Source organism: Actinomyces gaoshouyii (assembly GCF_002076915.1).
In the GTDB taxonomy this organism is placed as follows: Bacteria; Actinomycetota; Actinomycetes; order Actinomycetales; family Actinomycetaceae; genus Actinomyces; species Actinomyces gaoshouyii.
On record NZ_CP020468.1, the window covers coordinates 2,325,948 to 2,347,224 of the forward strand.

Sequence of the window (21,277 nt, forward strand, 5' to 3'; positions counted from 1 at the left end):
GGTGCTCCGCCCGAGAAGGCCGTTCAGCCCTCGTAGTCGGGCTCGGCGGTGATGTCGCGCGCCATGTTGGAGAAACGGGAGAGGTGACCCTGGAAGGCCACGGGGATCGTCTTGGTCTGCCCGTTGCGGTGCTTGGCGACGATGATGTCGGCCTCCCCGGGGCGCTCCTCCATCGCGTAGTACTCGGGACGGTGCAGGAGCATGATGATGTCCGCGTCCTGCTCCAGGGAGCCGGACTCGCGCAGGTCGGACATCTGGGGCTTGTTGCCGGTGCGCTGCTCGGGGCCGCGGTTGAGCTGTGCGACGGCGATCACCGGGATCTCGAGCTCTTTGGCGAGGAGTTTGAGCGAGCGGGAGAACTCGCTGACCTCCTGCTGGCGGGACTCGACCCGCTTGCCCGAGCTCATGAGCTGGAGGTAGTCGATGACGAGCAGGCCGAGGCCGTTCTGCTGCTTGAGGCGCAGGGCCTTGGAGCGGATCTCCGGCATGGTGAGATTCGGGGAGTCGTCGATGTACAGCTGGGCGTTGGAGACGGGATTGTACGCCAGGGCGACGTCCTGCCAGTCACGCTCATCCATCTGGTTGGAGCCGCGCAGCTTGTTCATGGAGACCCCGGACTCGGCGGCGAGAATGCGCATCATGAGTTCCATGCGCCCCATCTCCAGGGAGAAGTAGCACGAGGGGATGCCGTGGTGGATGGAGGCCGAGCGGCAGAAGTCGACGGCGAGCGTGGACTTCCCCATGGCGGGGCGCGCGGCGATGATGATCATCTGGCCGGCGTGGAGGCCGCCGGTGAGCTCATCGAGGTCCATGAAGCCCGTGGGAACGCCCGTCATGACGCCCTGCTCGCGGCTCTGCCCGGCCTCGATCTCCAGGTTGGCCTCTCCCAGGAGCTCGGAGATCGCGACGTAGTCCTCTTTCTCCCCCTCGGAGTGGGCGACGGAGTAGACCTCGGCCTCGGCCAGGGTGACGAGCTCGGCGATGTCCCCGACGTCCTGGGAGTAGCCGAGCTGCGTGATACGGGTGCCGGCCTGGACGAGGCCCCGCATGAGGGACTTCTCCCGGACGATGCGCGCGTAGTGGGCGGCGTTGGCGGCCGTGGGCACGCTCGCCATGAGGGAGGCGAGGTAGGGGGCGCCCCCGACGAGGTCGAGCTCGCCGCGCTTGGCCAGCTCGTCGGAGACGACGATGGGGTCGGCCGGCATGGAGCGGTTGTAGACGTCGACGATGACGTCGAAGATCGACTCGTGGGCGGGCTGGTAGAACTCGTTGCCGCGCAGGACCTCCAGGACGTCGGTGATCGCCTCCTTGCTCAGCAGCATGCCGCCGAGCGTGGCCATCTCCGCCTCGTCGTCGTGCGGGGGGACGCGGTCGAAGACGCCGTCGAAGCGTGCCGCCGCCGGGCCGGGCGAGCCCTGGCCGCGGTGTTCCCGCGCGGCGCTCACGGCGGCGCGATCGATGACGTCGGTCACGACTCCCCCTCCCCTCTGGCGCCAGGCGGCCCGCGCGACACTAGCCGCCGCCCCAGGGCGCGGCAAACGCGCCCTGGGGGGACGCTGTGGGCAGACCACCGACACCTGTGGAAAGCGGTGGATAACCTGGGGGCGACGCGCCGCACAACCTGTGGATAAATTTGAGGTAACGACCTGCACATTTTTGACAATCGTTGATATACCTGCGTGATCCCGACGTGAAGTTCATGCTCAGAAACCCACAAGCGAGTGCGACAAAGTCCGCACAAAATCTGTGGATAACCCTGTTCTCCTGTGGAATGATCTCATCCTCACCTTCAGGTCTGGACCACTCGGACGCGATTGGCGTCGGCGCGCGACCGGGCGGCGGCATCGCCCGCCCATGAGAGACTGGCCCCCCACGACCCCGGAGATGACGTGACCAGACCAGCGCGCGATGACGGTCCCTCGGACTCATCCGATCGCTACCGGGGCGGCTCCGCGGATTCCCTGAGCTCGGCGGGCCCCACGAGCCGCCATCACCTCGACCGCTCCATCCTGGGGCTGGCCCTGCCGGCGCTCGGCGCGCTCGTGGCCGAACCGCTGCTCGTGCTCGTGGACTCCGCGATGGTCGGGCATCTGGGCCCCACGTCGCTGGCGGGCCTGTCACTCGCCTCCACGGTGCTGACCACCGTTGTCGGCCTGTTCGTCTTCCTCGCCTATGCGACGACCGCGATGACGGCGCGGCTCTTCGGGGCGGGCGACCGGGCGGGCGGCCTGCGCGTGGGGATCGACGGGTTATGGCTCGCCCTGGTGCTGGGCCTCGGCGCGGCCGCGATCCTCGCCGGGACCGCCCCCGCCCTGGCCGAGCTGCTCGGCGCCCGCGGTGCGGTGGCCGGCGCGGCCATCGACTACCTGAGGGCCTCGGCGCCGGGTCTACCCGGCATGCTCGTCGTCTTCGCCGCCACCGGGACTCTGCGCGGGCTGCTCGACACCCGTACGCCCTTCATCGTCGCCTCCGCGGGAGCGGCGCTCAACATCGGGCTCAACGCCCTCCTTCTCTACGGCATCGGCATGGGCATCGCCGGCTCGGGGCTCGGCACGGCGCTGAGCCAGAGCGCTATGGCGGTGGCGCTGACGCTGCCGGTGCTGCGCGCCGCCCGGCTCGAGGGCATCGGGCTCGCCCCAAGGCGTGAGGGCATGCGCGCCTCCCTCGGCTCCGGCCTGCCCCTGCTCGTGCGCACCGTCTCATTGCGCACCGCCATCCTGGCCACGGTCTGGGCGGCGACGGCGCTGGGCGACCTGCCCCTGGCCGCCCACCAGATCGTCACCGCCCTGTGGAGCTTCACCGCTTTCGCCCTCGATGCCCTGGCCATCGCCGCCCAGGCCCTCATCGGCACCGCCCTGGGGCAGGCCGACGCCGCAGCGGACCGCGCGCCGGGCACCGAGGAGGCCACCCGGGCCGGCGGCAGCAGCCCTGCCGGCACTAGTGGCCCGGCGGGCGGGGACAGCGGGGACGTCCCCGTTCTGACGGTTGACGTCGTACTGCGCCGAAGCCTGCGATGGGGCGTGCTCGCCGGCGTGATTATCGGCGTGGTCATGGCAGCGGCGACGCCGTGGCTGCCCCTGGCCTTCACCTCCGAGGCTGCCGTGGCGGAGGCGGCGCGGCCGGCGCTACTCGTGGCGGCCTCGGCCATGCCCTTGGCGGGCGCCGTCTTCCTCTTCGACGGGGTCCTCATGGGCGCGGGCGACGGCCGCTACCTCGCCCGGGCAGGTCTGGCCACCCTCGTGCCCTATCTCCCACTGACCGCGCTCGTGGCCCACGGTGCTCCCTACGGCGGTGCTGCCGGCCTCGTGTGGTTGTGGGCCGCCTTCGCCTGGGTGTTCATGGGGACGCGGGCCCTGACCACTGGCCTGAGGGCGCGCACCGACGCCTGGCGCTCCTAGGGCGCGGCCGGCGCCTCGGGGTGCTCGCGGCCCATTCCTGAGCCACATCCCGGGTCACGTCCCACGAGGGTGGCGAGATTTGAGGATTCCTTCCTCTGATGCTGCATCGCATCTTGCGTGATACCAGGTCAAGAGCCTGGGGACGAAGGAGGAGAACACGCAGAGCGCCTCCGGGTCGCGAGCAATCCTCAAACTTCGCCACCGCCGGGGCACTGATCGCGCAAGGGCCCGCCCAGGCAGTCCTGGGCGGGCCCTCAGCGCGAGTGCTCAGCGAGCGGCGACGACGTACAGCTCCACCGGGGCGACGACGTCGGCGTGCAGGCGAACGGAGGCGCTGTGGCGACCGGTCGACTTGATCGGGGGGGCGATGGTGATCTTGCGGCGGTCGATGGCGGGGCCACCGGCCTCCTTCACGGCATCGGCGATCTCGGCGGTGGTGACGGAGCCGAAGAGGCGGCCATTGGCGCCGGCCTTCGCGGTGATCGTCACCACGTTGTCAGTCAGCCAGGCGCGGGCGGTCTGGGCGTGCTCGAGGGACTCGATGCTGCGACGACGGCGGGCCTCGGCCATCTGGTCGATCTGCTTCTGCGCGCCCTTGGTCCAGGGCGTCGCGAGCTTGCGCGGAACCAGGTAGTTGCGGGCGTAGCCGTCCTTGACGTCGACGACGTCCCCGGCGGCGCCGAGGTGGGCCACGTCGTGGGTGAGGATGAGCTTGGTGGTCATATCCGTGCCTCCTTCTCAGCGAGCAGAGCTCGTGTAGGGCAGCAGGGCCATCTCGCGGGCGTTCTTCACGGCCTTGGCGATCTTGCGCTGCTCCTGGACGGACACGCCGGTGACGCGGCGGGCGCGGATCTTGCCGCGGTCGGAGATGAACTTGCGCAGCGTGGCGGTGTCCTTGTAGTCGATGACACCGACCTTGATCGCCTTGACGGGGCCGACCTTCTTCTTCGGCTTACGAAGCTGAGGCTTCGCCATAGTGGTACTCCTTGTTGCGAGCGCCGACGGCGCTCATACGAGATTGGGTTGTGAGTGTGGGAACGGAGCGCCTGGCTCCCGGGGAGTCAGAACGGGGGCTCGTCACCGAAGGAGGTGGAGCCGCCCGTGGCCCACGGATCGTCCGCGGCGCCGCCCCGGGGGGCGTTGTAGCCGGACTGGCCGCCCTGCCCCTGGAAGCCCTGGCCGCCGCCCTGGTTCCCGCCGTAGCCGCCAAGACCGCCCTGGTTCTGGACGCCGCCTTGGTAGCCGCCGCCCTGGTTCCCGCCGTAGCCGCCCTGACCACCCGTGCGGGTGACCTGGGCCTTGGCACGGCGCAGGGAGGGGCCGATCTCGTCGACCTGCATCTCCACGACGGTGCGCTGAGCGCCCTCGCGGTCGGTGTAGGAGCGCTGCTGGAGGCGGCCCTGGGCGATGACTCGCATGCCCTTGGTCAGGGACTCCGCAACGTTCTCCGCGGCGTCGCGCCAGATCGAGCAGCGCATGAACAGCGTCTCCGCGTCCTGCCACTCGTTGGTCTGGCGGTTGAAGGTGCGCGGTGTGGACGCGATCGTGAAGGACGCGACCGCCGCACCCGACGGGGTGAAGCGCATCTCCGGATCCGCGGTGAGGTTCCCGATGATCGTGATGACGGTGTCGCCGGCCATTTCGCTTCCTTCCCTCGGTGGGCTCAGGCCTCGGGACGCAGGAGCTTGGTGCGCAGGACAGTCTCGTTGAGGCCGAGCTGGCGGTCGAGCTCCTGGGCGATCTCGGGCGTGGTGGTCATGTCGACGACGACGTAGAAGCCCTCGGAGCGCTTCTTGATGTCGTACGCGAGACGGCGCTTGCCCCAGACATCGACCTTGTCGACCGTGCCCCCGTTGCTGGGGACGACCTGCAGCAGCTTCTCGAGCGACGGCGCGATGGTGCGCTCGTCCGTCTCGGGGTCGAGGATGATCATGATCTCGTAATGACGCATGCTTGGTACCCACCTCCTCTGGTCTCAAGCGGTCACGGTCTCTCCGTGACAGGAGGGTTGATGCGTGCGGCGCACCGCCGGGGCGGGGTCGCCCAAAGGCGCGCCGGAGCACGAGCCTACTCCAGGCCCGCCCCCGCCAGGAAGACGGGGGCGGGCCATCGGGCCGTGCAGTGCGACACGCGCGAGAGTCCAGGCAGGGCTCTCAGGCGGTGATCTGCTGCGCGATCAGCGCCCAGGGCGGCCTGGCGCTGCCGCACCCCGGACAGGGCTCAGTACCTATTCGTCACCTATTCGTCCCAGTAGCGGGGGATCCAGCGGCGGGGGCCCCAGCCGTAGGCGTTGCGATTATTCTGGGCGCCCTGGTTTCCCTGCCGGTCGCCCCGCTGGCCTACCCGGGCATTGTCATCGTTGTCCTGGCCCGCCGGAGGCTGCTGCCCACCCTTCTGCTCACCGTTCGGGCTCGACGGTTGACTGCGATCAGGGGTGGAACCCTGGTTCTGGCCCTCGATGAACTCATCGCGCTCCTCCTCCTGCGACGGCGCCTTCCGCGTCGGCTCCTCCTGCGTGGGGGTCACCGGCACCTTGGTGGGCTCGGGCTCAGGGGCCGGGGAGAAGTTGTACGAGGGCGCGGGGGCCTGGGCGCCTCCCAGGGAGCCCGGCGTGTAGGAGTTATCCGTACGGCCCGGGAACTGCTCAACGGGCAGGCCGTCCAGTGCGGACGCCATGTAGGTGGTGAAGATGTCCGCCGGGTAGGTGGAGCCGGTGATCTCGGAGTACTCGCCCCATGGGGTGATCGACTCCTCCTCTCCGTTCGCACCGGTCTGGTAGAGAGTAACGGCGGTGGCCACCTGCGGGGTGTAGCCGACGAATTGGGCCGACTTGTTGTCCGAGGACGAGCCCGTCTTGGCCGCGATGGGCCGCCCGAGCCTCAGAGCGGTGGTGCCGGAGCCCTCGTTGACCACCTGCTGCATGGCGTAGGTGGCATCGGCCATGACGTCGTCGGAGAAGACCTTCTCCCCATTGGTCGGCGCCGTGTAGGAGACGTTCTTGCCGCTGACTGAGGCGACGATATGCGTCTGGTGGCGAGTCCCCCGAGAGGCGAAGGTTGCGTACGCCGTGGCGATGTCGATCGTGTGCGGTGAGGCCGAGCCGAGGACGTTCTGGAGGTTCGCGGGCTCCAGACCCACCGTGTTCTGCGGGTAGCCGGCCCGCGTGGCAACCTCCTTGGTGGTCTCGGGCCCGACATCCTTATTGAGCTGGACGTAGGAGGTGTTCACCGAGTACGCGGTGGCCTTGACCAGGTCGGCCCACCTGAATTGGGCGCCCCCGAAGTTGACGAACCGAGTGCCCTCGATCGTCATGGGCGAGGTCCCGGGATAGCCATTGGCCAAGGTCGCGCCCTTCTCCAGGGCGGCCACGAGTGCGAAGGGCTTGAAGGTCGAGCCCGCCTGGGCGACGGCACCGGTGGAGGAGTTCAGTCCGTCGGTGAGGTAGTCGCTGCCGCCGTAGAGGGAGAGGATGCCGCCGCTGCTGGCGTCGATCGAGACCAGCCCCACCCGCAGGTTGGGCGAGTAGCCCTCCGGCAGGCTCTGGGCGGCGGCGATGGCGGCGTCCTGGTTGCCCTTGTTGATCGTGGTGACGATCGACAGCCCGCCGGTGTCGATCTGCTGGTCGGTGAGCCCCGCCGTCGTCGTGAGCTCCTCCCGGACCATCTGGAGGAGGTAGCCGTTGGGACCCTGGTAGGTCTCATCATTGGTGACATCGATCGTCGTCGGGAGAGTCGCGGAGTCGCGCTCCGCCTGTGTGATGTAACCGTCTTCCACCATGAGGTCGAGCACGCGGTTCCAGCGAATGGTGGCCTGGTCCTTATCGATCGCCGGGTCCCAGGCGCTGGGGGCGGGCAGGATCCCCGCCAGGAGCGCGGATTCGGAGTAGGTCATCTGGGAGGCCGGGTGGCCGAAGTAGGCCTGGCTCGCGGCCTCGATGCCGTAGGCAGCCCGCCCGAAGTACACCGTGTTGAGGTAGGAGCCGAGGATCTCCGCCTTGGTCTTAGAGCGGTCGATCTTGAGGGCCATGATGGCCTGCTTGAACTTGCCCGTGTAGGAGCTCGTCGTATCGACGTAGTAGTTCTTGATGTACTGCTGGGTGAGGGTGGAGGCGCCCTGGGTCCCCCCGCCGCTGGCATTGTTGACCAGTGCCCGCAGGATTCCCTTCGGGTCCACACCGCTATTGGTGTAGAAGGAGCGATCCTCGGAGGCGACGACGGCGTTGCCCACATGGGAGGGAATCGTCGAGGTATCGATAATAGTGCGGTTGACCTCGGCGAATTGCCCCATCGGGGTGGTGCCGTCGGAGTAGTAGACGGTGGTCGTCTGCGCCTGGGCGAACTCGCTGGGCTCGGGCACCTTGATCGTCGAGTAGGCGTAGACGAACAGGCCCAGCACCGCCGAGGTCATCAGGAGGAAGGAACCCAGGCAGAAGCGCCAGCTCGGGATCCAGCGATGGATCGGGCCCTTGCCGCGCCTGGGGTAGTTGAAGATCCTCCTCAGGCCCGTGGGGGCCGGGACGGCGGCAGCGGCCCTGGCAGCCTTCTCGGCGGCCCGGGCGGCGCGCCTGTCGCGGCCGCTCGTGGGAGCCTGTCGGCCGCGCTCCTGCCTTCCGGAGCTGGCCGCCTGGGCGAGCCTGCCGCCATGGGGACGATTGCCTCCTGGGTTCGCGTTCAGTGTCACGCGCTCCTCATTCCTGCAGTGCCGGTCGGTTCGCTGGGATTCAGGGCTGGGGGCCCAACGAGCCATCGTGCAGTGCCAAGTATGGCCGGGAAGTGCCCCCTCGGGGCAAGGGGAATGCGGCGGGATCATGACTCGGCGTCGGCTCCACGGGCCCTGCGGCCCCGCCGATCAGCATCATCACAGGCCAGGGCACAATATGGCGCCTATCACTCAGGTGTCGGTCACACCGCCCTCCTCCCACCAGATCCGGCCGGGCCCGCAGGAGGCTCACAGGATGCCGAGGGGCCCCGCTCACGCCCCCCTAGGCTCGGCGCCATGCGGGCGCGATCTCCCTGCGACTCCAGCTCCTGGGCATCCCCGGCCCCACCGGGGCCACCTCCACGGAGATCGACCAGCCGGTCTCCCCGATCATCGCCCGCGCCCTGTCCTTGCCGGCTGTGTCATCCTGGCCCACACCTGACCCGCCTGACGAAGAAGGAGCTCGGCCTGCCCTCGTGGGAGAAGGCCACGGAGCGCCGGCGCAGCGACGGCATGTGCCACTAGACCGAGGACGAGCGCTACAACGGCGGCAAGGCCTTCAAGTGCTCGGCCCGCGACGAGCGTGGCGTCACCGTCATCGCGGACAACTATTTCGGCTGCTGTAAGAAGGAGGTCAAGACCCAGATCGGGTATTCGGCCAATCTCCTCGGCTGCGTGGAGGAGGAGCACGCCGGTGGCGCGATCGCCTTCCCGCGCTACGACCTGGGCCGCGAGTTCCGCGACGTCCACACCCCCGAGGGGCGCGCCCATCAGGATGTGGAAGGCGCGGGTGGTCCCCGGGTCCTTCAGATCGCCGATGAGCCGCATATCCTCCAACCTGCCCGATCCGCGGGGCGGCCGGGGGCGGCAGCGGGCCCGGGAGCGGGTCAGACGCAGCGGGCGGAGAGCACACCGTCGATCGCGACGAGCTCGTCCAGAACGCCGGGAGCGGGATCGCCCTCGACGTCGACGAGGGTGACGGCGAGATCGCCCCGGGACTTGTTGAGCAGGTTCGCGATGTTCTGGCCGTGCCCGGCGACGAGGGTGGAGACCTGGCCGACCATGTTGGGCACGTTCCGGTTGACGATGACGAGGCGGTGGGTGCCCTCGGCGCGGGCCATGACGGCCTCGGGGAGGTTGACGGAGTTGTGGATCTGACCGTCCTCCAGGTAGCCGCGCAGGGAGTCGGCGGCCATGATGGCGCAGTTGCGCTCGGCCTCCTTCGTGGAGGCGCCCAAGTGCGGCAACGAGATGCAGCGGGGGTGCTTGTGGACGGCCGGGGAGGGGAAGTCGCAGACGTAGCCGCCCAGGGTCTCCTCGTCGAGGGCGGCCACGACGGCGGCCTCGTCGACGATCTCGGCGCGGGCGAAGTTGAGGATGACGGCGGTCTCCTTCATGAGGCCGACGCGCTGGGTGGACACCAGGCCGCGCGTGGAGTCGAGGAGGGGCACGTGGACGGTGAGGATGTCGGCGCGCTTGAAGACATCCTCAATGCTCTCGGCGCGCTCGACCTCGGCGCTCAGGTGCCAGGCGGACTCCACGCTGATGGCGGGGTCGTAGCCGATGACGCGCAGGCCGAGGCCCAACGCCGCGTTGGCGACCTGCACACCGATGGCACCCAAGCCGATGACGCCGAGGGTGCGGCCGGGCAGCTCGAAGCCGACGAACTGCTTCTTGCCGGCCTCGACGGCCTTGGCCATCTCGGCGGCGTCGCCGGTGAGGGTATGGGCGAAGCGGGCGGCGGGGATGAGGTTGCGCGAGGCGATGAACAGTCCGGCCAGGACGAGTTCCTTGACGGCGTTGGCGTTGGCGCCGGGGGTGTTGAACACGGGGACTCCGCGCTCGGTGTACTCGGCGACGGGGATGTTGTTGGTACCGGCGCCGGCGCGGGCCACGGCCAGGACGGAGTCGGGGATGGGGGTTCCGTGCAGCTTGGCCGAGCGCAGGAGGAGCGCGTGGGGCTCGGCGACGCCGCCGCCGACCTCGTAGCGCTCGTCGGGCAGGCGGGACAGGCCCGCCCCGGAGATGGCGTTGAGGGTCTTGATGCGGAAGCGCTCGGGCTTGGGGGGCACGGGGACGTTCATGGTTCTCCTGTGTGGGTGCTGGTCGGGGCGCTGGTGGTGAGTGCGGCGATGGGGGCGGGCGCCCGCCGACCGGGCTCAGCCGTGGACGCGCTCGAACTCCGTCATGTAGTCGATGAGGGCGGCGACGCCGTCGGCCCCCATGGCGTTGTAGAGGGAGGCTCGCATGCCGCCGACGCTGCGGTGGCCCTTGAGGTTGGCCAGGCCCTCGCGGGCCGCACCGGCGAGGAAGTCGGCGTCGAGGGCGGGATCGGCCAGGGTGAAGGGGATGTTCATCCAGGAGCGCGAGCGCGGCTCAACGGGATTGGCGTAGAAGTCGGAGGCGTCGATGGCCTCGTAGAGGGAGCGGGCCTTGGCCTCGTTGGCGGCGCCGATGGTCGCCAGGCCCCCCTGCTCCTCCATCCACTCCAGGATGAGGCCGAGGAGGTAGACGGAGAAGGTGGGCGGGGTGTTGAGCATGGAGTCCTTGTCCACCATGGTCCTCCAGTCCCAGATGGCGGGGACGTCGGGGCGGGCGCGGTCGAGGAGGTCGTCGCGCACGAGCACGACGGCCAGGCCGGCGGGGCCGAGGTTCTTCTGGGCTCCGCCGTAGACAACGCCGAAGCGGGAGAAGTCGACCGGACGGGAGAGGTAGGTGGAGGAGAAGTCGGCGACGAGGGGGGTGTCACCGGCGTCGGGGATGTAGGGGAACTCGACGCCGCCGATGGTCTCGTTGGGCGTGTAGTGCAGGTACGCGGCGTCGGCGGGGATGATCAAGGACGCCGGGTCCGGGGTGGTGGTGTAGTGGGAGGCGGACTCGTCGGCGATGGTGACGACATTGAGGCCCTGGCGCTTCGCCTCCTTGGCGGCCTTGGCGGACCACTGCCCGGTGTTGATGAAGGCGGCGGTGGCGCCCCTGGCGGCGAGGTTGGCGGGAACGGCGGAGAACTGGCCGGTGGCGCCGCCGGCGAGGAAGAGGACGCGATAGTTGTCCGGCAGGGCGGCGACGCGGCGGAAAGCGGCTTCGGCCTGGGCGGCGCAAGCGATGAAGTCCTTGCCGCGGTGGGAGTCCTCCAGGACGGACATGCCGGTGCCGCGCCAGTCGGTGAGCTCGGCGGCGGCGCGCTCGAGCACGGGCAGGGGGAGCTGGGCGGGGCCCGCGGAGAAGTTGTGGACGCGCATGGGGCCAGTATGCCCGTGGGCACAGCATGAGGGCATCATGAGTCCGCGATTGGGGAGCGGGGCGAGGCCGGTGGGCGCGGGCCGCCGCCTTGCACCAATGGGTCACGCCTACGCCCCGCGAGGGTCGGCTCGCCGTCGGCGCCGGGCGCATCGACCCGTGAGAGCGCCCCAGCGACGTCACCTTCCGCGATACCGGTCGGCGTGCAGGGCTAGGGGGTGACAGCGCCTCCCTCAGCGGCGACGGAGTCGCAGCACGACATTCGAGGTACCCGCTGCTAGTGGTTCCCGGCGACGTCCACGACCTCGAGGCCGCAGCGCCGAACGCATGCCGCCATCTGCCTGTCATGAGTCAGCACCGCCACTGGGGCGAGCGGCGAGTCCAGGGCCATCGCCGTAGCGACATGCACCGCGTCCAGGGTTTTGATCGGACCGGGGACGATGCCCGCCTCCCGCAGCACCATGTCAACGCTGAACAACTCGACCTCCGCCAGCGCATTGTCGATCGCCGGTCCCGGCAGCCCGGCGCGAGAGGCAACCTGCTTGAGCTCGACCTCCAGCAGCGCCGACGAGACGAGCGCCTCCTCATCGGCGCCCTCCTGGAGAACTCGCTCAGCCTCGGCCCGCCCCTCCTGGTCGAGAAGGGCCAGGAGAAGGAAGGAGGTATCGACGTAGTAGATCACCGATCAGCGCCCCTCGGTCACCATCGCCATGATGCTCGCCAGACTCTGACCCTCGGGGATCGGCACCGGTGCGAAAGGGAGGTGCTGCCTGCGCCTCGCCTGACGGCTCCATCCCTGGCGGCGCAGCCGCTCGCGCGGCGACTCCTGGCCGGAGTACGGCGAAATCCTGGCCACGGGCCTACCGTTGCGGACCACGACCAGATTCTCCCCATCGTCGGCGACGCGGGAGAGGATGCGGCTGCCCTGCTGGTTCATCTCCGTGGCGGAGACAGTACGGCTGCTGTTCATCATCGGCCTACCCATAGCGTCACGGTAACACCTACCTATCGACCTAGGTAACCCTGGCGGACGCAGCGAATCACCCCGAGGGGCGCAGGCGCTCCGCACGACGCCGGCGGGCCAGGCTGAGATGCCCGGCCCGCCGGCCAGTGGTTCGGCAGCGCCATTCAACGCCGCTCAGTGCGCGGAGAGTGGGGGGACTCCCCGCATTCCGGGCCCTATGAGCCCTTCTCGCCATTCTTCCCCCGTTTGGAGTCCCGGCCCCTGTCCCGGCGCCCGGCCTCGGCGCGGGCGCGCTCCTCGGCGGGCACGGCGGCCCACCAGGCGTGGAGAGCCTCGCGTGCCATGTCCTCGCCGAGCGGCCCCCTCTCCATGCGCAGGTCCATGAGGAACTGGTAGGCCCTGCCGACCATGGGGCCGGGCGGCAGGCCGAGCTCGGTCATGATCCGGGAGCCGTCGAGGTCGGGGCGGATCGCGGCGAGCTCCTCGGCCTGGGCGAGCTCGTCGATGCGCCGCTCCAGGTCGTCGTAGGCGTGGGAGAGCATGGCGGCCTTGCGGCGGTTGCCGGTGGTGACGTCGGCGCGGGTGAGGCGGTGCAGGCGCGTGAGCAAGGGCCCGGCATCGGCGACGTAGCGGCGCACGGCGGAGTCGGACCAGGCGGCGTCGGCGTAGCCGTGAAAGCGCAGGTGCAGCTCGACGAGGCGGGCGACGTCCTTGATAGTCTGCTTGTCGAAGCGCAGGGCGGTCAGGCGCTTCTTGGCCATGCGCGCGCCGACGATGTCGTGGGTGTGGAAGGTGACGGTGCCGTCGGGTAGGAATCGGCGGGTGGCGGGCTTGCCGATGTCGTGCATGATCGCGGCCAGGCGCAGCACGAGGTCCGGGGCGGGCACGGGCCCGTCGGGCCCGGTCTCCAGGTCCATGGCCTGCTGGAGGACCACGAGGGTGTGCTCGTAGACGTCCTTGTGCCGCTTGTGCTCGTCAACGGTCTCGCGCAGCGCGGCGAGCTCCGGCAGGACGACGTCGGCCACTCCGGTGTGCACCATGAGCTCCAGGCCGCGGCGGGGGGCGGGAGCGAGCAGCAGGCGCTCCAACTCGGCGCGGACGCGCTCGGCGGAGACGATCTCCAGGCGGTGGGCCATTTCCTCCATGGCGCTCATGACGTCGGGCTCGACGTCGAATCCGAGCTGGGCGGCGAAGCGCGCGGCCCGCATGATGCGCAGGGGGTCATCGTCGAAGGACTGGGTGGCGGTGACGGGGGTGCGCAGGATCCCGGCCTCCAGGTCCGCCAGACCCCCGTGGGGGTCGACGAGCTCCAGGTCGGGCAGGCGCAGGGCCATGGCGTTGACGGTGAAGTCGCGGCGCGTGAGGTCCCCCTCCAGCGTGTCCCCGTAGGAGACGGCGGGCTTGCGCGAGCCTACCTCGTAGGCCTCGGCGCGGTAGGTGGTGACCTCGACGACGACGTCCCCCTTGCGCGCCCCGATGGTTCCGAACTCGCGGCCGACGTCCCAGCAGTGATCCCCCCAGGCCTTGAGAAGCCCCTCGGTCTGCTCGGGGCGGGCCGAGGTGGTCAGGTCCAGGTCATGGGGGGCCACGCCTAGGAAGGCGTCGCGCACAGGGCCTCCCACCAGCGCGATCTCGTGGCCGGATCGCGCGAAGGCATGCCCGAGGGCGGCCAGCGACGGCGGCAGTCCCGCAAGGGCATCGCGCGCGGTGGGCGTCAGGGAGGGGGTCGGGTGGGCCGGGCAGGAGGCGCTGGTTGGGGAGGTAGTCATCGGGGCAAGCCTGCCATGAGCCCGACCGACCGGCTCCCGCGGAAGTCCATGCGGAATCCATGTGAGGAGCACCTGGCCCGCCTCGGCGCGCACTGCGCCGACCGAGGGGTCCGGACAGCCTAGAGTGTCCCCATGCCCTCTCACCGCGTCCGCAAGCCCCGCGCCGGCTCCTCGCCGCGGAGCTCGAGCGCGCGCGGCCTGCCCGTTGTCGATGAGACGAGCGCCGGCGGGCTCGTCGTCGACGTCCAGGGCGGGCGCGCCTTCGCGGCCGTCATCGCGCGCCGCAACCGCGGCGGGCGCCTGGAGTGGTGCCTGCCCAAGGGACATTTGGAGGGTGAGGAGACCGCCGAGGAGGCGGCTGTGCGCGAGATCGCCGAGGAGACGGGCATCACGGGCCGCGTGCTGCGCCACTTGGCAACGATCGACTACTGGTTCGCGGGCGACGCCCACCGGGTCCACAAGGTCGTCCACCACTTCCTGCTCGAGGCCGTCGGCGGGGACCTGACCACGGAGAACGACCCCGATCATGAGGCCGAGGACGTCGCCTGGGTGCCGCTCGACGACGTCGGCAAGCGCCTGGCCTATCCCAATGAGCGCAGGATCGTTGCCGCTGCCCGCGACATCCTCGTGGGGGATGGATGAGCCCGCGTCGCACGCGGCGCCTGCTGGCCTCAGCAGCGGCCGTCCTGTCCAGCGCGGCCATGATGATCGCCGAGCCGGCCCTCGCCGCACCCGCAGCACCGGCGGGGCCGCCGGTGCGGGGAGGCGCCCCGGCGGTCAAGGTCCTGCCCGCCGATAATGCGCCCAGCGCCCCCGGCCCGACCGCCCCTGCCGTCACCGCCGGCGCCCTCACCCTCACGGTGGACGCCATGGCCCCTGAGATCCTGCACTCGGGGGAGGACCTGCGCATCTCCGGGACCATCACCAACGGCACGACGACGAACCTGTCGGGTGCCTCGATCATCGTCCAGGCGCAGCAAACCACGGAGGTCTCCACCAGGAGCCTCGGCTCCTGGCTCGCCGGCGAGCGCAGCACATCGCTCGTCACCGTGATGGAGGACGCACTCGACTTCGACGTCGCCCCCGGCGCCTCCCAGCGCTTCTCCATGACCGTCAAGAGCTCCGACCTCCCCCTGTCGGACACTGATCAATGGGGCCCGCGCGGCATTCAGGTGACCCTGGCGCAGAGCGGCTCCACGCTCGCCCAGGACCGGGCCATCTCGCTGTGGGACAGCGGCGCATCCGTGGATCCCAGCCGCGTCACCGTCGTCATCCCGGTCACCGCCAGCCCCGCCGAGCTCGCGCTCCTGGCGGACCTGGGAACCACCAAACAGCGTCAGGCGGAGCAGGCCGCTGAAGACGCCGCCAGGGCGACGAGCACCCCGGCGGCCGGCCCCACCGCCACTGATAGCGCCTCCCCGGACCCCGAGGCGAGCACCTCCGCGGAACCATCCGCGAGCGCGACCCCCGCCCCCTCCGCGACCGCCTCGCCGAGCCCCTCCGCGGGACTCGATTCCATCCCGACGGTCGCCTCGCCGGGTTCCGGGCCCTCCATCCGCGCCCTGCGCCAGCGCGTCACGGGAATGCTCGACCTCGCCGGCAATGGCGTCGTCCTGGCCATCGATCCGGCCCTCATCGACGCGCTCGGCATGACTCCCGAGCGCCTCCAGGCCGCCGCCGCGGCGGGCTCGGGAGGCTCGGGGCCGCCGCCGGCACCCGTGCCCAGCGCGTCCGCCGACCCCAGCGGCTCGCCGAGCCCCACGGCCTTCCCATCGGCGGCCCCGCAGGATATGGCGGAGGAGGACCTCACCAGGCTCGCCGGCTCCCTGTACCGGGCTCTGACGGGATCGGGCGCGAAGGGCAAGGGCGATGTCGTCGTCCTTCCCTGGGGCGACGCCGACGTATCCGCCCTGACGCACCTGGGCGCCACGGAGCTCATGACCACCGCCACGACCCGGGCGAGCGGCTCGCTGCTGGCCGGCGCGAGCGCGAGCACCTCCCTGGCCTGGCCCGCGGGTCCCCTGGATGCCCAAACACTGTCGGCCCTGCCGGAGACGGCGAGCGTCGTCGTCGCCTCCCCGGGGGATATGAGCGTCACGGAGCCGCTGACCTACACGCCGTCGGGCATCGCCTCGCGGAATGATCGCACGGTCCTCCTGCCGGATACCGCACTGAGCGCCGGGATCGCGGGGAGCTTGGAGACGCAGGCCTCCACGCAGTCGTTGAGCGAGATCGATATCCGCCAGTACCTGCGCGCCCAGACGGCGATCCTCACTCGCCAGGCCCCGAACCTGGGCAGGGACGCGGTGATCGCCATCGACCGCCGGACCGCCTCGACGACCTCGCCCACGGTCCTGGGAGCCCGGGTCGATGCGCTGAGGCAGACCAGTTGGACGACGCCCGCCGCTCTGGCCGACCTCAGCGCCGACGCCGATCAGCAGGCCTCCCGGAATGATGAGCCCGGCCGCGCCGCGCTGCCGGACATCCAGGTCGCCGACACCGAGTTGAGCGATCCCGAGCTCTCCCAGGCCCGCGCCACCGCGCAGCGCGTGAGCGCCACGAGCTCCGTCCTCCACGACCCCGCGGCGATCATGGGCACGCGCGCCCAAGTGGTCTCCTCCGTATCCGCCTCGGCCTGGCGGTCGGACACAGCCGGCCGCACGGCGCTCATCACCGACGCCGCTGCCGCCGCGAACTCCGTGGTCAGCGCCCTGCAGGTCGCCCCGACCTCGACGATCAACCTCATCAGCGACGAGGCGGAGCTGCCGATCCGCGTCTCCTCGTCCCTCGCACAGGACTCCACCGTGGTGGTCGAGGTCATCTCCGGCTCGCCGCGACTCCAGACCAAGGAGACGGTCTCCGTGGTGGTCCCTGCCGGGGGCCAGGCCGTCGCCTCCGTGCCCGTGAGCGCCGTCGGCTCGGGTAACGCGCGCCTCACAGCGAGGATCCTGGCCCCGGACGGCACCGAGGTCGGCACCCCGGCGAGCCTGCGCATGCGGGTGCGCGCCGACTGGGAGGGCCGGGGCACCCGGATTGTCACCGGCGCCCTCGTGATCCTGCTGGCCGCCGGCATCTACCGAACCGTCCGGCGCGGCAGGCGCGCTGTGCCCGATGCGCCGCACGCGGGCGCCCCCGAGCCGGAGGGAGACGCATGACCCCCGCCCACGCCCAGAATGACCCGATGACGCCCCGGTCGGGCCCGCCGGTCGCGCCGACCCGGCGCGACCGGCGGGCCCGGTCTCCCCGGATCGCCCCTGAGCCGAGCCGGAGGCGGAAGGCCCCCAAGCCGACGTCGATCCTGCGCTCCTCGGCGGTCATGATGGTCGGGACCATGGCCTCCCGCCTCCTGGGGCTCGTGCGCAACGCCCTGCTCATCGCCGCCCTGGGGGCCACGGCCTCCGGCGCCGCCGACGCCTTCAACATCGCCAACACCCTGCCCAACCAGCTCTACAACATGCTGGTGGGAGGCATCCTCAATGCCGTCCTCGTCCCGCAGATCGTGCGGGCGCTACGGCGCGAGAACGGCGAGGAGGTCGTCAACCGGCTGCTCACCGCCGCCGGCACCCTCATCTTGGCCATCACGGCGCTGCTCACCCTCGCCGCGCCCCTGATCATCTACCTCTACGGCGGCGGTCTGGGGCGGTGGCTCCCAGTGGGCTACGCCTTCGCGTTCTGGTGCATGCCGCAGGTCTTCTTCTACGGGCTCTACGCCCTGTGGGGGCAGGTGCTCAACGCCCGGCACATTTTCGGGCCCTACATGTGGGCGCCCGTGGTCAACAACGTCATCTCCATCGCCTCGCTCATCGCCTACATGGCGATCTACGGCCGCTACGCGGGATCCGACGGCGGCCCTGCCGAGTGGGACGCCATGCGCATCACGCTCATCGCGGGAACGACGACGCTGGGCATCGTCATCCAGGCGCTCGTCCTCTACATTCCACTGCGCCGCTCGGGTTTCACCCCGCGCATCATCTTCGGTGCGCGGGGCCTGGGCCTGGGCGACACCTCCAAGATCGCCGGGTGGGCGCTCATCGGGATCGTCGTCGCCGCCCTGGGCGACTGGGCCGTCATGAACCTGGGCTCACGGGCCGTGTCCGCGGCGGAGAAGGTTGCCGACCAGGGCATCATCGTCCCCTCGACGACGATGTACAACAACGCCCTCCTCATCTACATCCTCCCGCAGTCCCTGGTGACGACCTCCGTGGTCACGGCGCTGTTCACCCGCATGAGCGAGAAGGCCGCGGCGGGCGACGGCGCCGGTGTGCGCGATGACCTCTCCCTGGGGCTGCGCTCGGTGGCCGTGTTCACGGTGCTGGCCAGTGCCGGGATCGCCGTCCTGGCCACGCCCGCGCTCCAGGCCTTCGTGCCCTCGGTATCCCTGGCGCAGGCCCAGGCGGCCGCGCCGATCCTCGTGGCCCTGGCGATGGGCATCGTGGTCCAGGGGATCTGGTTCACCACGCAGCGGGTACTGCTCGCCTACGGGGACACCCGCCGCCTTGTGCGGGCAGACATCACTGTGGGCGTCATCCCGGTGGTCTTCTGCCTCCTCACTTACTTCCTGGCCGAGCCCCGGCACTGGATGCTCTGGGCGGCGATCTCCTCGCCGGTCGCACAGGCCGGGGCGGTGGCCGTCGTGGTGCCGCTCATACGCCGACATCTGCCGGACCTCGACAGCCCGCGGGTCATCTCGACGCACCTGCGACTCATCGGCGCGGTCATCCCCGCGGCCGTCGTGGGCATCGGGGTGCGCGAGCTCCTGGGCGACGCCGACGGGCACCTCATGGGGGCCGCCGCCCTCGATGCCGTCCTCGTCGTCCTCACCGTCGGGGCGATCATGACTCTGGTGTACCTCGCCGCGGCCCGCGCCCTGCGGGTCGATGAGCTTGCGATCCTCATGAACCCGGTGGCCGGCATCGTGACCAAAGCCGGGCGCGTGCTCCCCGGCGGCGCCAGCCGGGCCCTCACCCGCCTGGGCGGGTCGCTGAGGATGGCCCCGGCGCGCCCCGCGCCCGCCACGACCGCACCAGCCCCCGCGGTCCCCGCGCCCGCCCGAGCATCCGCACCGCCCGCCCCACCAGCGGCGGCGATGCCCAGCGCCGCGCCCACCGCGAACGAGCCCACCGCCCTCCCGCCGTCCATCGCCCCGGCGGGGGGCCCCGGCGCATTCGCCACCGGACCGGCACTCGCCTTCCCAGGCCCGCTATCACCCGCGGCGATCCCGCGATCCGGGGCTTCAGCAGAGCCGGTCTCCCCATCCGGTCCCGATTCGTTCACTGTGAGCGCTCCGGGGGCCGCTACGATAAGTCCAAGCACACAAATAGCCGACAGCACGGGAGGCAGTGTCCGCATGGACGGCATGGATCAGGCGAAGCCCATCGGGTCGGGGCGCTACGCGCTCACGGCCGCGATGCCCGCCACCCTGCCCCGTATCGTGCGGCATCTCGGCCGCGACGAGATCCTGGGGCGCGAGGTCGTAGTCCTGACTCTCAGTGGTGCCACACCGCATCGCGACGAGATCCTCGATGCCGCCTCCCGCGCGGCCCTCATCGATGACACCCGCCTGCAACGGGTCTACGACGTCGAGCGCGGCAATCCGGCCTTCATCGTCACCGAGTCCGTGGCGGGCCGTTCCTTCGGCGCTCTCGTGCGCGAGGGCCTGAGCCCCGCCCAGGTCCGCACCATCGTCGGGGAGGCGGCCCAGGCGCTGGAAGCGGCCTCCCGCAGGGGACTGCACCATCTCAACCTCGCCCCCGAATCCGTAAGGGTGCTGCCCGATGGCACTGTGCGGATCTCCGGTGTCGGCATCGAGGCCGCGGCACTCGGCCTGGAGAAGTCCAGCGGTGATCCGCTCGACTCCGATCGCGCCGACGCTCGCTCGCTCGTCGAGCTCCTCTACTTCGGGCTGACGCGCCGCTGGCCGGGCAAGCGCGCCGGTATCGCGCCCGCCCCCACCTCCGAGGGCATGCCCGCCCGCCCCTCGTCCTTCGTGCCCGCGCTCGCCTCGGAGAAGGAGCTCGACGATCTCGCCGCCAGGTCCTTCGCAGACCAGGCGCCGATCTCCGCCTCCGAGGTCGCCCACCAGCTCGGTCGTTGGGACACGGCCGATCTCCAGGGCCTCGTACCGCAGGCACCCGCGCAGGCGGTCTCTGCCGCTTCTGCGTCATCGGCCTGGTCCGCAGTGCCGCCCGCTCCGCCCGCGCAGGCGGCCGAAGCCGCCAAGACCGTCCTCGGCCGCCTGCGCGGCCTGTCCGCCAGTCGTACCGGGGCCCTGGGCACGAGGTCGGGCTCGAGCGCCGCTTCCGCCGAGGCCGCCCCCAGCGCGCCGGAACCCGCCACATCCACGGCGGTGCCGCCGCCGGCCCCGCTCCCACCGGTTCCACCAGCCGACGCTGCGGCCGCGCCGCCTCCCGCGGCGGCGCCCGCGCCCCCGGATTTCCTGCCGACCCGCCCCGCGCCGACGCTCATCGAGCCCCTTGACACCACCGGTTCGCTGCCCCGCATCGGCGACGGATCGGAGGATGACGACGCGGAGACGGACAGCCGTGTCTCGACGGGCATCATCGTCGGCCTGCTCGCCATCGTGCTCGTCGTCGCCTATTTCGCCATCACCAATATCCTCCAGCTCCTGGGCATGCCCCTCACGGAGAAGGAGGTGCCCGCCGCCCGCACGGTCCCGTCCGCCGCCGCCCCCGGCGGCGATGGCCGCAGCGGCGGGAGCGAGACCCCGCAAGTGCCGATCACCATCACTGGCGCGAGAAGCCTGAGCGGCCAGCACCCCGAGCTCGAGGGCCGCCTCGTCGACGGGGACACCTCCAAGGAGTGGTACACCCAGTGGGCCAATCGACCCACAGGACTCGGGGATGTGATCATCGCCGTCACTCTGCAGCAGGCCGCTCCCGTCTCCGGTATCAGCCTCCAGGGCACCGGCCAGGGCGGTCACGTCCAGATCCGCGCCACCAGCGTCCAGGACCCCCAGGGGGGCACCGTGCTCGCGGAAGGCCCCTTCACCTCGGGCACCACCTCCTTCTCCTTCGACGCCACCACGACTGACACGATCGTCGTCGTCATCACCGAACTGCCGGTGGCCCCTGATGACGGCAAGAACAAGGCCACTATCACCGAGATCACCCTCCGATAGGCAAGCGGACGGGAACAAGCGGATTTCATCATTGGTTGCAACGACTACCGCTACCCGATCCCTCACACAG

General features: G+C 70.6%; 15 protein-coding genes and 1 pseudogene. 5 read left to right on the top strand and 11 right to left on the bottom strand.

Going from position 1 to position 21,277, the window contains the following annotated elements; all coding sequences use genetic code 11:
* Nucleotides 1–23 precede the first annotated feature (23 nt).
* The gene (gene dnaB, locus B6G06_RS09845) at nt 24–1,445 is read right to left on the bottom strand and encodes a replicative DNA helicase (protein ID WP_080462394.1); all 1,422 of its coding nucleotides are present in this window, start codon (nt 1,443–1,445) and stop codon (nt 24–26) included.
* A gap of 516 nt (nt 1,446–1,961) precedes the next feature.
* On the opposite strand from dnaB, the gene B6G06_RS09850 reads away from it, so the two are divergent.
* The gene (locus tag B6G06_RS09850) at nt 1,962–3,398 is read left to right on the top strand and encodes an MATE family efflux transporter (RefSeq protein WP_240494134.1); all 1,437 of its coding nucleotides are present in this window, start codon (nt 1,962–1,964) and stop codon (nt 3,396–3,398) included.
* A 267-nt stretch (nt 3,399–3,665) separates the two neighbouring features.
* On the opposite strand, the gene rplI is transcribed toward B6G06_RS09850, so the two are convergent.
* The 5 genes from rplI to B6G06_RS09875 all read right to left on the bottom strand — a co-directional run bounded on the left by rplI (nt 3,666) and on the right by B6G06_RS09875 (nt 8,078).
* Nucleotides 3,666–4,121 (bottom strand): 50S ribosomal protein L9, encoded by a 456-nt coding sequence (gene rplI / locus B6G06_RS09855; protein WP_080462286.1) that lies wholly within the window; start codon nt 4,119–4,121, stop codon nt 3,666–3,668.
* 15 nt (nt 4,122–4,136) lie between these two features.
* Complete coding sequence (gene rpsR / locus B6G06_RS09860; protein WP_017177879.1) at nt 4,137–4,373, bottom strand: 30S ribosomal protein S18; 237 nt, start codon at nt 4,371–4,373, stop codon at nt 4,137–4,139.
* Nucleotides 4,374–4,459: 86 nt separating this feature from the next.
* A complete protein-coding gene (locus B6G06_RS09865) occupies nt 4,460–5,038 on the bottom strand; it encodes a single-stranded DNA-binding protein (RefSeq protein ID WP_081172076.1) in 579 nt (192 codons plus the stop codon).
* Between the two features lie 23 nt (nt 5,039–5,061).
* The gene (rpsF, locus tag B6G06_RS09870) at nt 5,062–5,349 is read right to left on the bottom strand and encodes a 30S ribosomal protein S6 (RefSeq protein WP_017177877.1); all 288 of its coding nucleotides are present in this window, start codon (nt 5,347–5,349) and stop codon (nt 5,062–5,064) included.
* A 287-nt stretch (nt 5,350–5,636) separates the two neighbouring features.
* Nucleotides 5,637–8,078 carry a transglycosylase domain-containing protein gene (locus B6G06_RS09875; RefSeq protein ID WP_081172079.1) on the bottom strand — a complete coding sequence of 814 codons (2,442 nt, stop codon included), beginning with the start codon at nt 8,076–8,078 and terminating at the stop codon, nt 5,637–5,639.
* Nucleotides 8,079–8,525: 447 nt separating this feature from the next.
* Between B6G06_RS09875 and B6G06_RS10580 the strand changes: the two are divergent.
* A pseudogene (locus tag B6G06_RS10580) lies at nt 8,526–8,876 on the top strand (hypothetical protein); the annotation flags it as partial.
* Nucleotides 8,877–8,983: 107 nt separating this feature from the next.
* On the opposite strand, the gene B6G06_RS09885 reads toward B6G06_RS10580, so the two are convergent.
* The 5 genes from B6G06_RS09885 to B6G06_RS09905 form a co-directional block, all read right to left on the bottom strand.
* On the bottom strand, nt 8,984–10,180 hold the full coding sequence (locus B6G06_RS09885) for a phosphoglycerate dehydrogenase (RefSeq protein WP_080462289.1): 1,197 nt from the start codon (nt 10,178–10,180) through the stop codon (nt 8,984–8,986).
* A 75-nt stretch (nt 10,181–10,255) separates the two neighbouring features.
* Entirely contained in the window at nt 10,256–11,338 is a 1,083-nt protein-coding gene (gene serC, locus B6G06_RS09890) for a 3-phosphoserine/phosphohydroxythreonine transaminase (RefSeq protein WP_081172080.1), read from the bottom strand.
* A gap of 275 nt (nt 11,339–11,613) precedes the next feature.
* A complete protein-coding gene (locus B6G06_RS09895) occupies nt 11,614–12,018 on the bottom strand; it encodes a type II toxin-antitoxin system VapC family toxin (RefSeq protein WP_080462291.1) in 405 nt (134 codons plus the stop codon).
* A gap of 3 nt (nt 12,019–12,021) precedes the next feature.
* Nucleotides 12,022–12,321 carry a type II toxin-antitoxin system Phd/YefM family antitoxin gene (locus B6G06_RS09900; protein WP_081172081.1) on the bottom strand — a complete coding sequence of 100 codons (300 nt, stop codon included), beginning with the start codon at nt 12,319–12,321 and terminating at the stop codon, nt 12,022–12,024.
* A 194-nt stretch (nt 12,322–12,515) separates the two neighbouring features.
* Nucleotides 12,516–14,069: a CCA tRNA nucleotidyltransferase gene (locus B6G06_RS09905; protein WP_081172082.1), complete on the bottom strand. Its 1,554-nt coding sequence runs from the start codon at nt 14,067–14,069 to the stop codon at nt 12,516–12,518.
* A 132-nt stretch (nt 14,070–14,201) separates the two neighbouring features.
* Here B6G06_RS09905 and B6G06_RS09910 point away from each other — a divergent pair, with 132 nt between their 5' ends.
* From B6G06_RS09910 to B6G06_RS09920, 3 genes are read left to right on the top strand one after another with little or no spacing between them, the layout of a single operon-like run.
* The gene (locus B6G06_RS09910; protein WP_080462294.1) at nt 14,202–14,711 is read left to right on the top strand and encodes an NUDIX hydrolase; all 510 of its coding nucleotides are present in this window, start codon (nt 14,202–14,204) and stop codon (nt 14,709–14,711) included.
* Nucleotides 14,708–17,224: a DUF6049 family protein gene (locus tag B6G06_RS09915; RefSeq protein WP_081172083.1), complete on the top strand. Its 2,517-nt coding sequence runs from the start codon at nt 14,708–14,710 to the stop codon at nt 17,222–17,224. The genes B6G06_RS09910 and B6G06_RS09915 overlap by 4 nt, the downstream gene beginning before the upstream one ends.
* Nucleotides 17,225–17,250: 26 nt before the next feature.
* A complete protein-coding gene (locus B6G06_RS09920; RefSeq protein WP_081172332.1) occupies nt 17,251–21,207 on the top strand; it encodes a murein biosynthesis integral membrane protein MurJ in 3,957 nt (1,318 codons plus the stop codon).
* The last annotated feature ends 70 nt before the right edge of the window (nt 21,208–21,277 follow it).

Bases quoted from the DNA above. Each gene is read 5' to 3' on its own strand.
- rplI (WP_080462286.1), bottom strand. From the start codon at position 4,121: ATGACCACCAAGCTCATCCTCACCCACGACGTGGCCCACCTCGGCGCC.
- B6G06_RS09885 (WP_080462289.1), bottom strand. From the start codon at position 10,180: ATGAACGTCCCCGTGCCCCCCAAGCCCGAGCGCTTCCGCATCAAGACC.
- B6G06_RS09905 (WP_081172082.1), bottom strand. From the start codon at position 14,069: ATGACTACCTCCCCAACCAGCGCCTCCTGCCCGGCCCACCCGACCCCC.
- B6G06_RS09920 (WP_081172332.1), top strand. From the start codon at position 17,251: ATGACGCCCCGGTCGGGCCCGCCGGTCGCGCCGACCCGGCGCGACCGG.
- rpsF (WP_017177877.1), bottom strand. From the start codon at position 5,349: ATGCGTCATTACGAGATCATGATCATCCTCGACCCCGAGACGGACGAG.
- B6G06_RS09865 (WP_081172076.1), bottom strand. From the start codon at position 5,038: ATGGCCGGCGACACCGTCATCACGATCATCGGGAACCTCACCGCGGAT.
- B6G06_RS09900 (WP_081172081.1), bottom strand. From the start codon at position 12,321: ATGGGTAGGCCGATGATGAACAGCAGCCGTACTGTCTCCGCCACGGAG.
- B6G06_RS09915 (WP_081172083.1), top strand. From the start codon at position 14,708: ATGAGCCCGCGTCGCACGCGGCGCCTGCTGGCCTCAGCAGCGGCCGTC.
- serC (WP_081172080.1), bottom strand. From the start codon at position 11,338: ATGCGCGTCCACAACTTCTCCGCGGGCCCCGCCCAGCTCCCCCTGCCC.
- B6G06_RS09910 (WP_080462294.1), top strand. From the start codon at position 14,202: ATGCCCTCTCACCGCGTCCGCAAGCCCCGCGCCGGCTCCTCGCCGCGG.
- rpsR (WP_017177879.1), bottom strand. From the start codon at position 4,373: ATGGCGAAGCCTCAGCTTCGTAAGCCGAAGAAGAAGGTCGGCCCCGTC.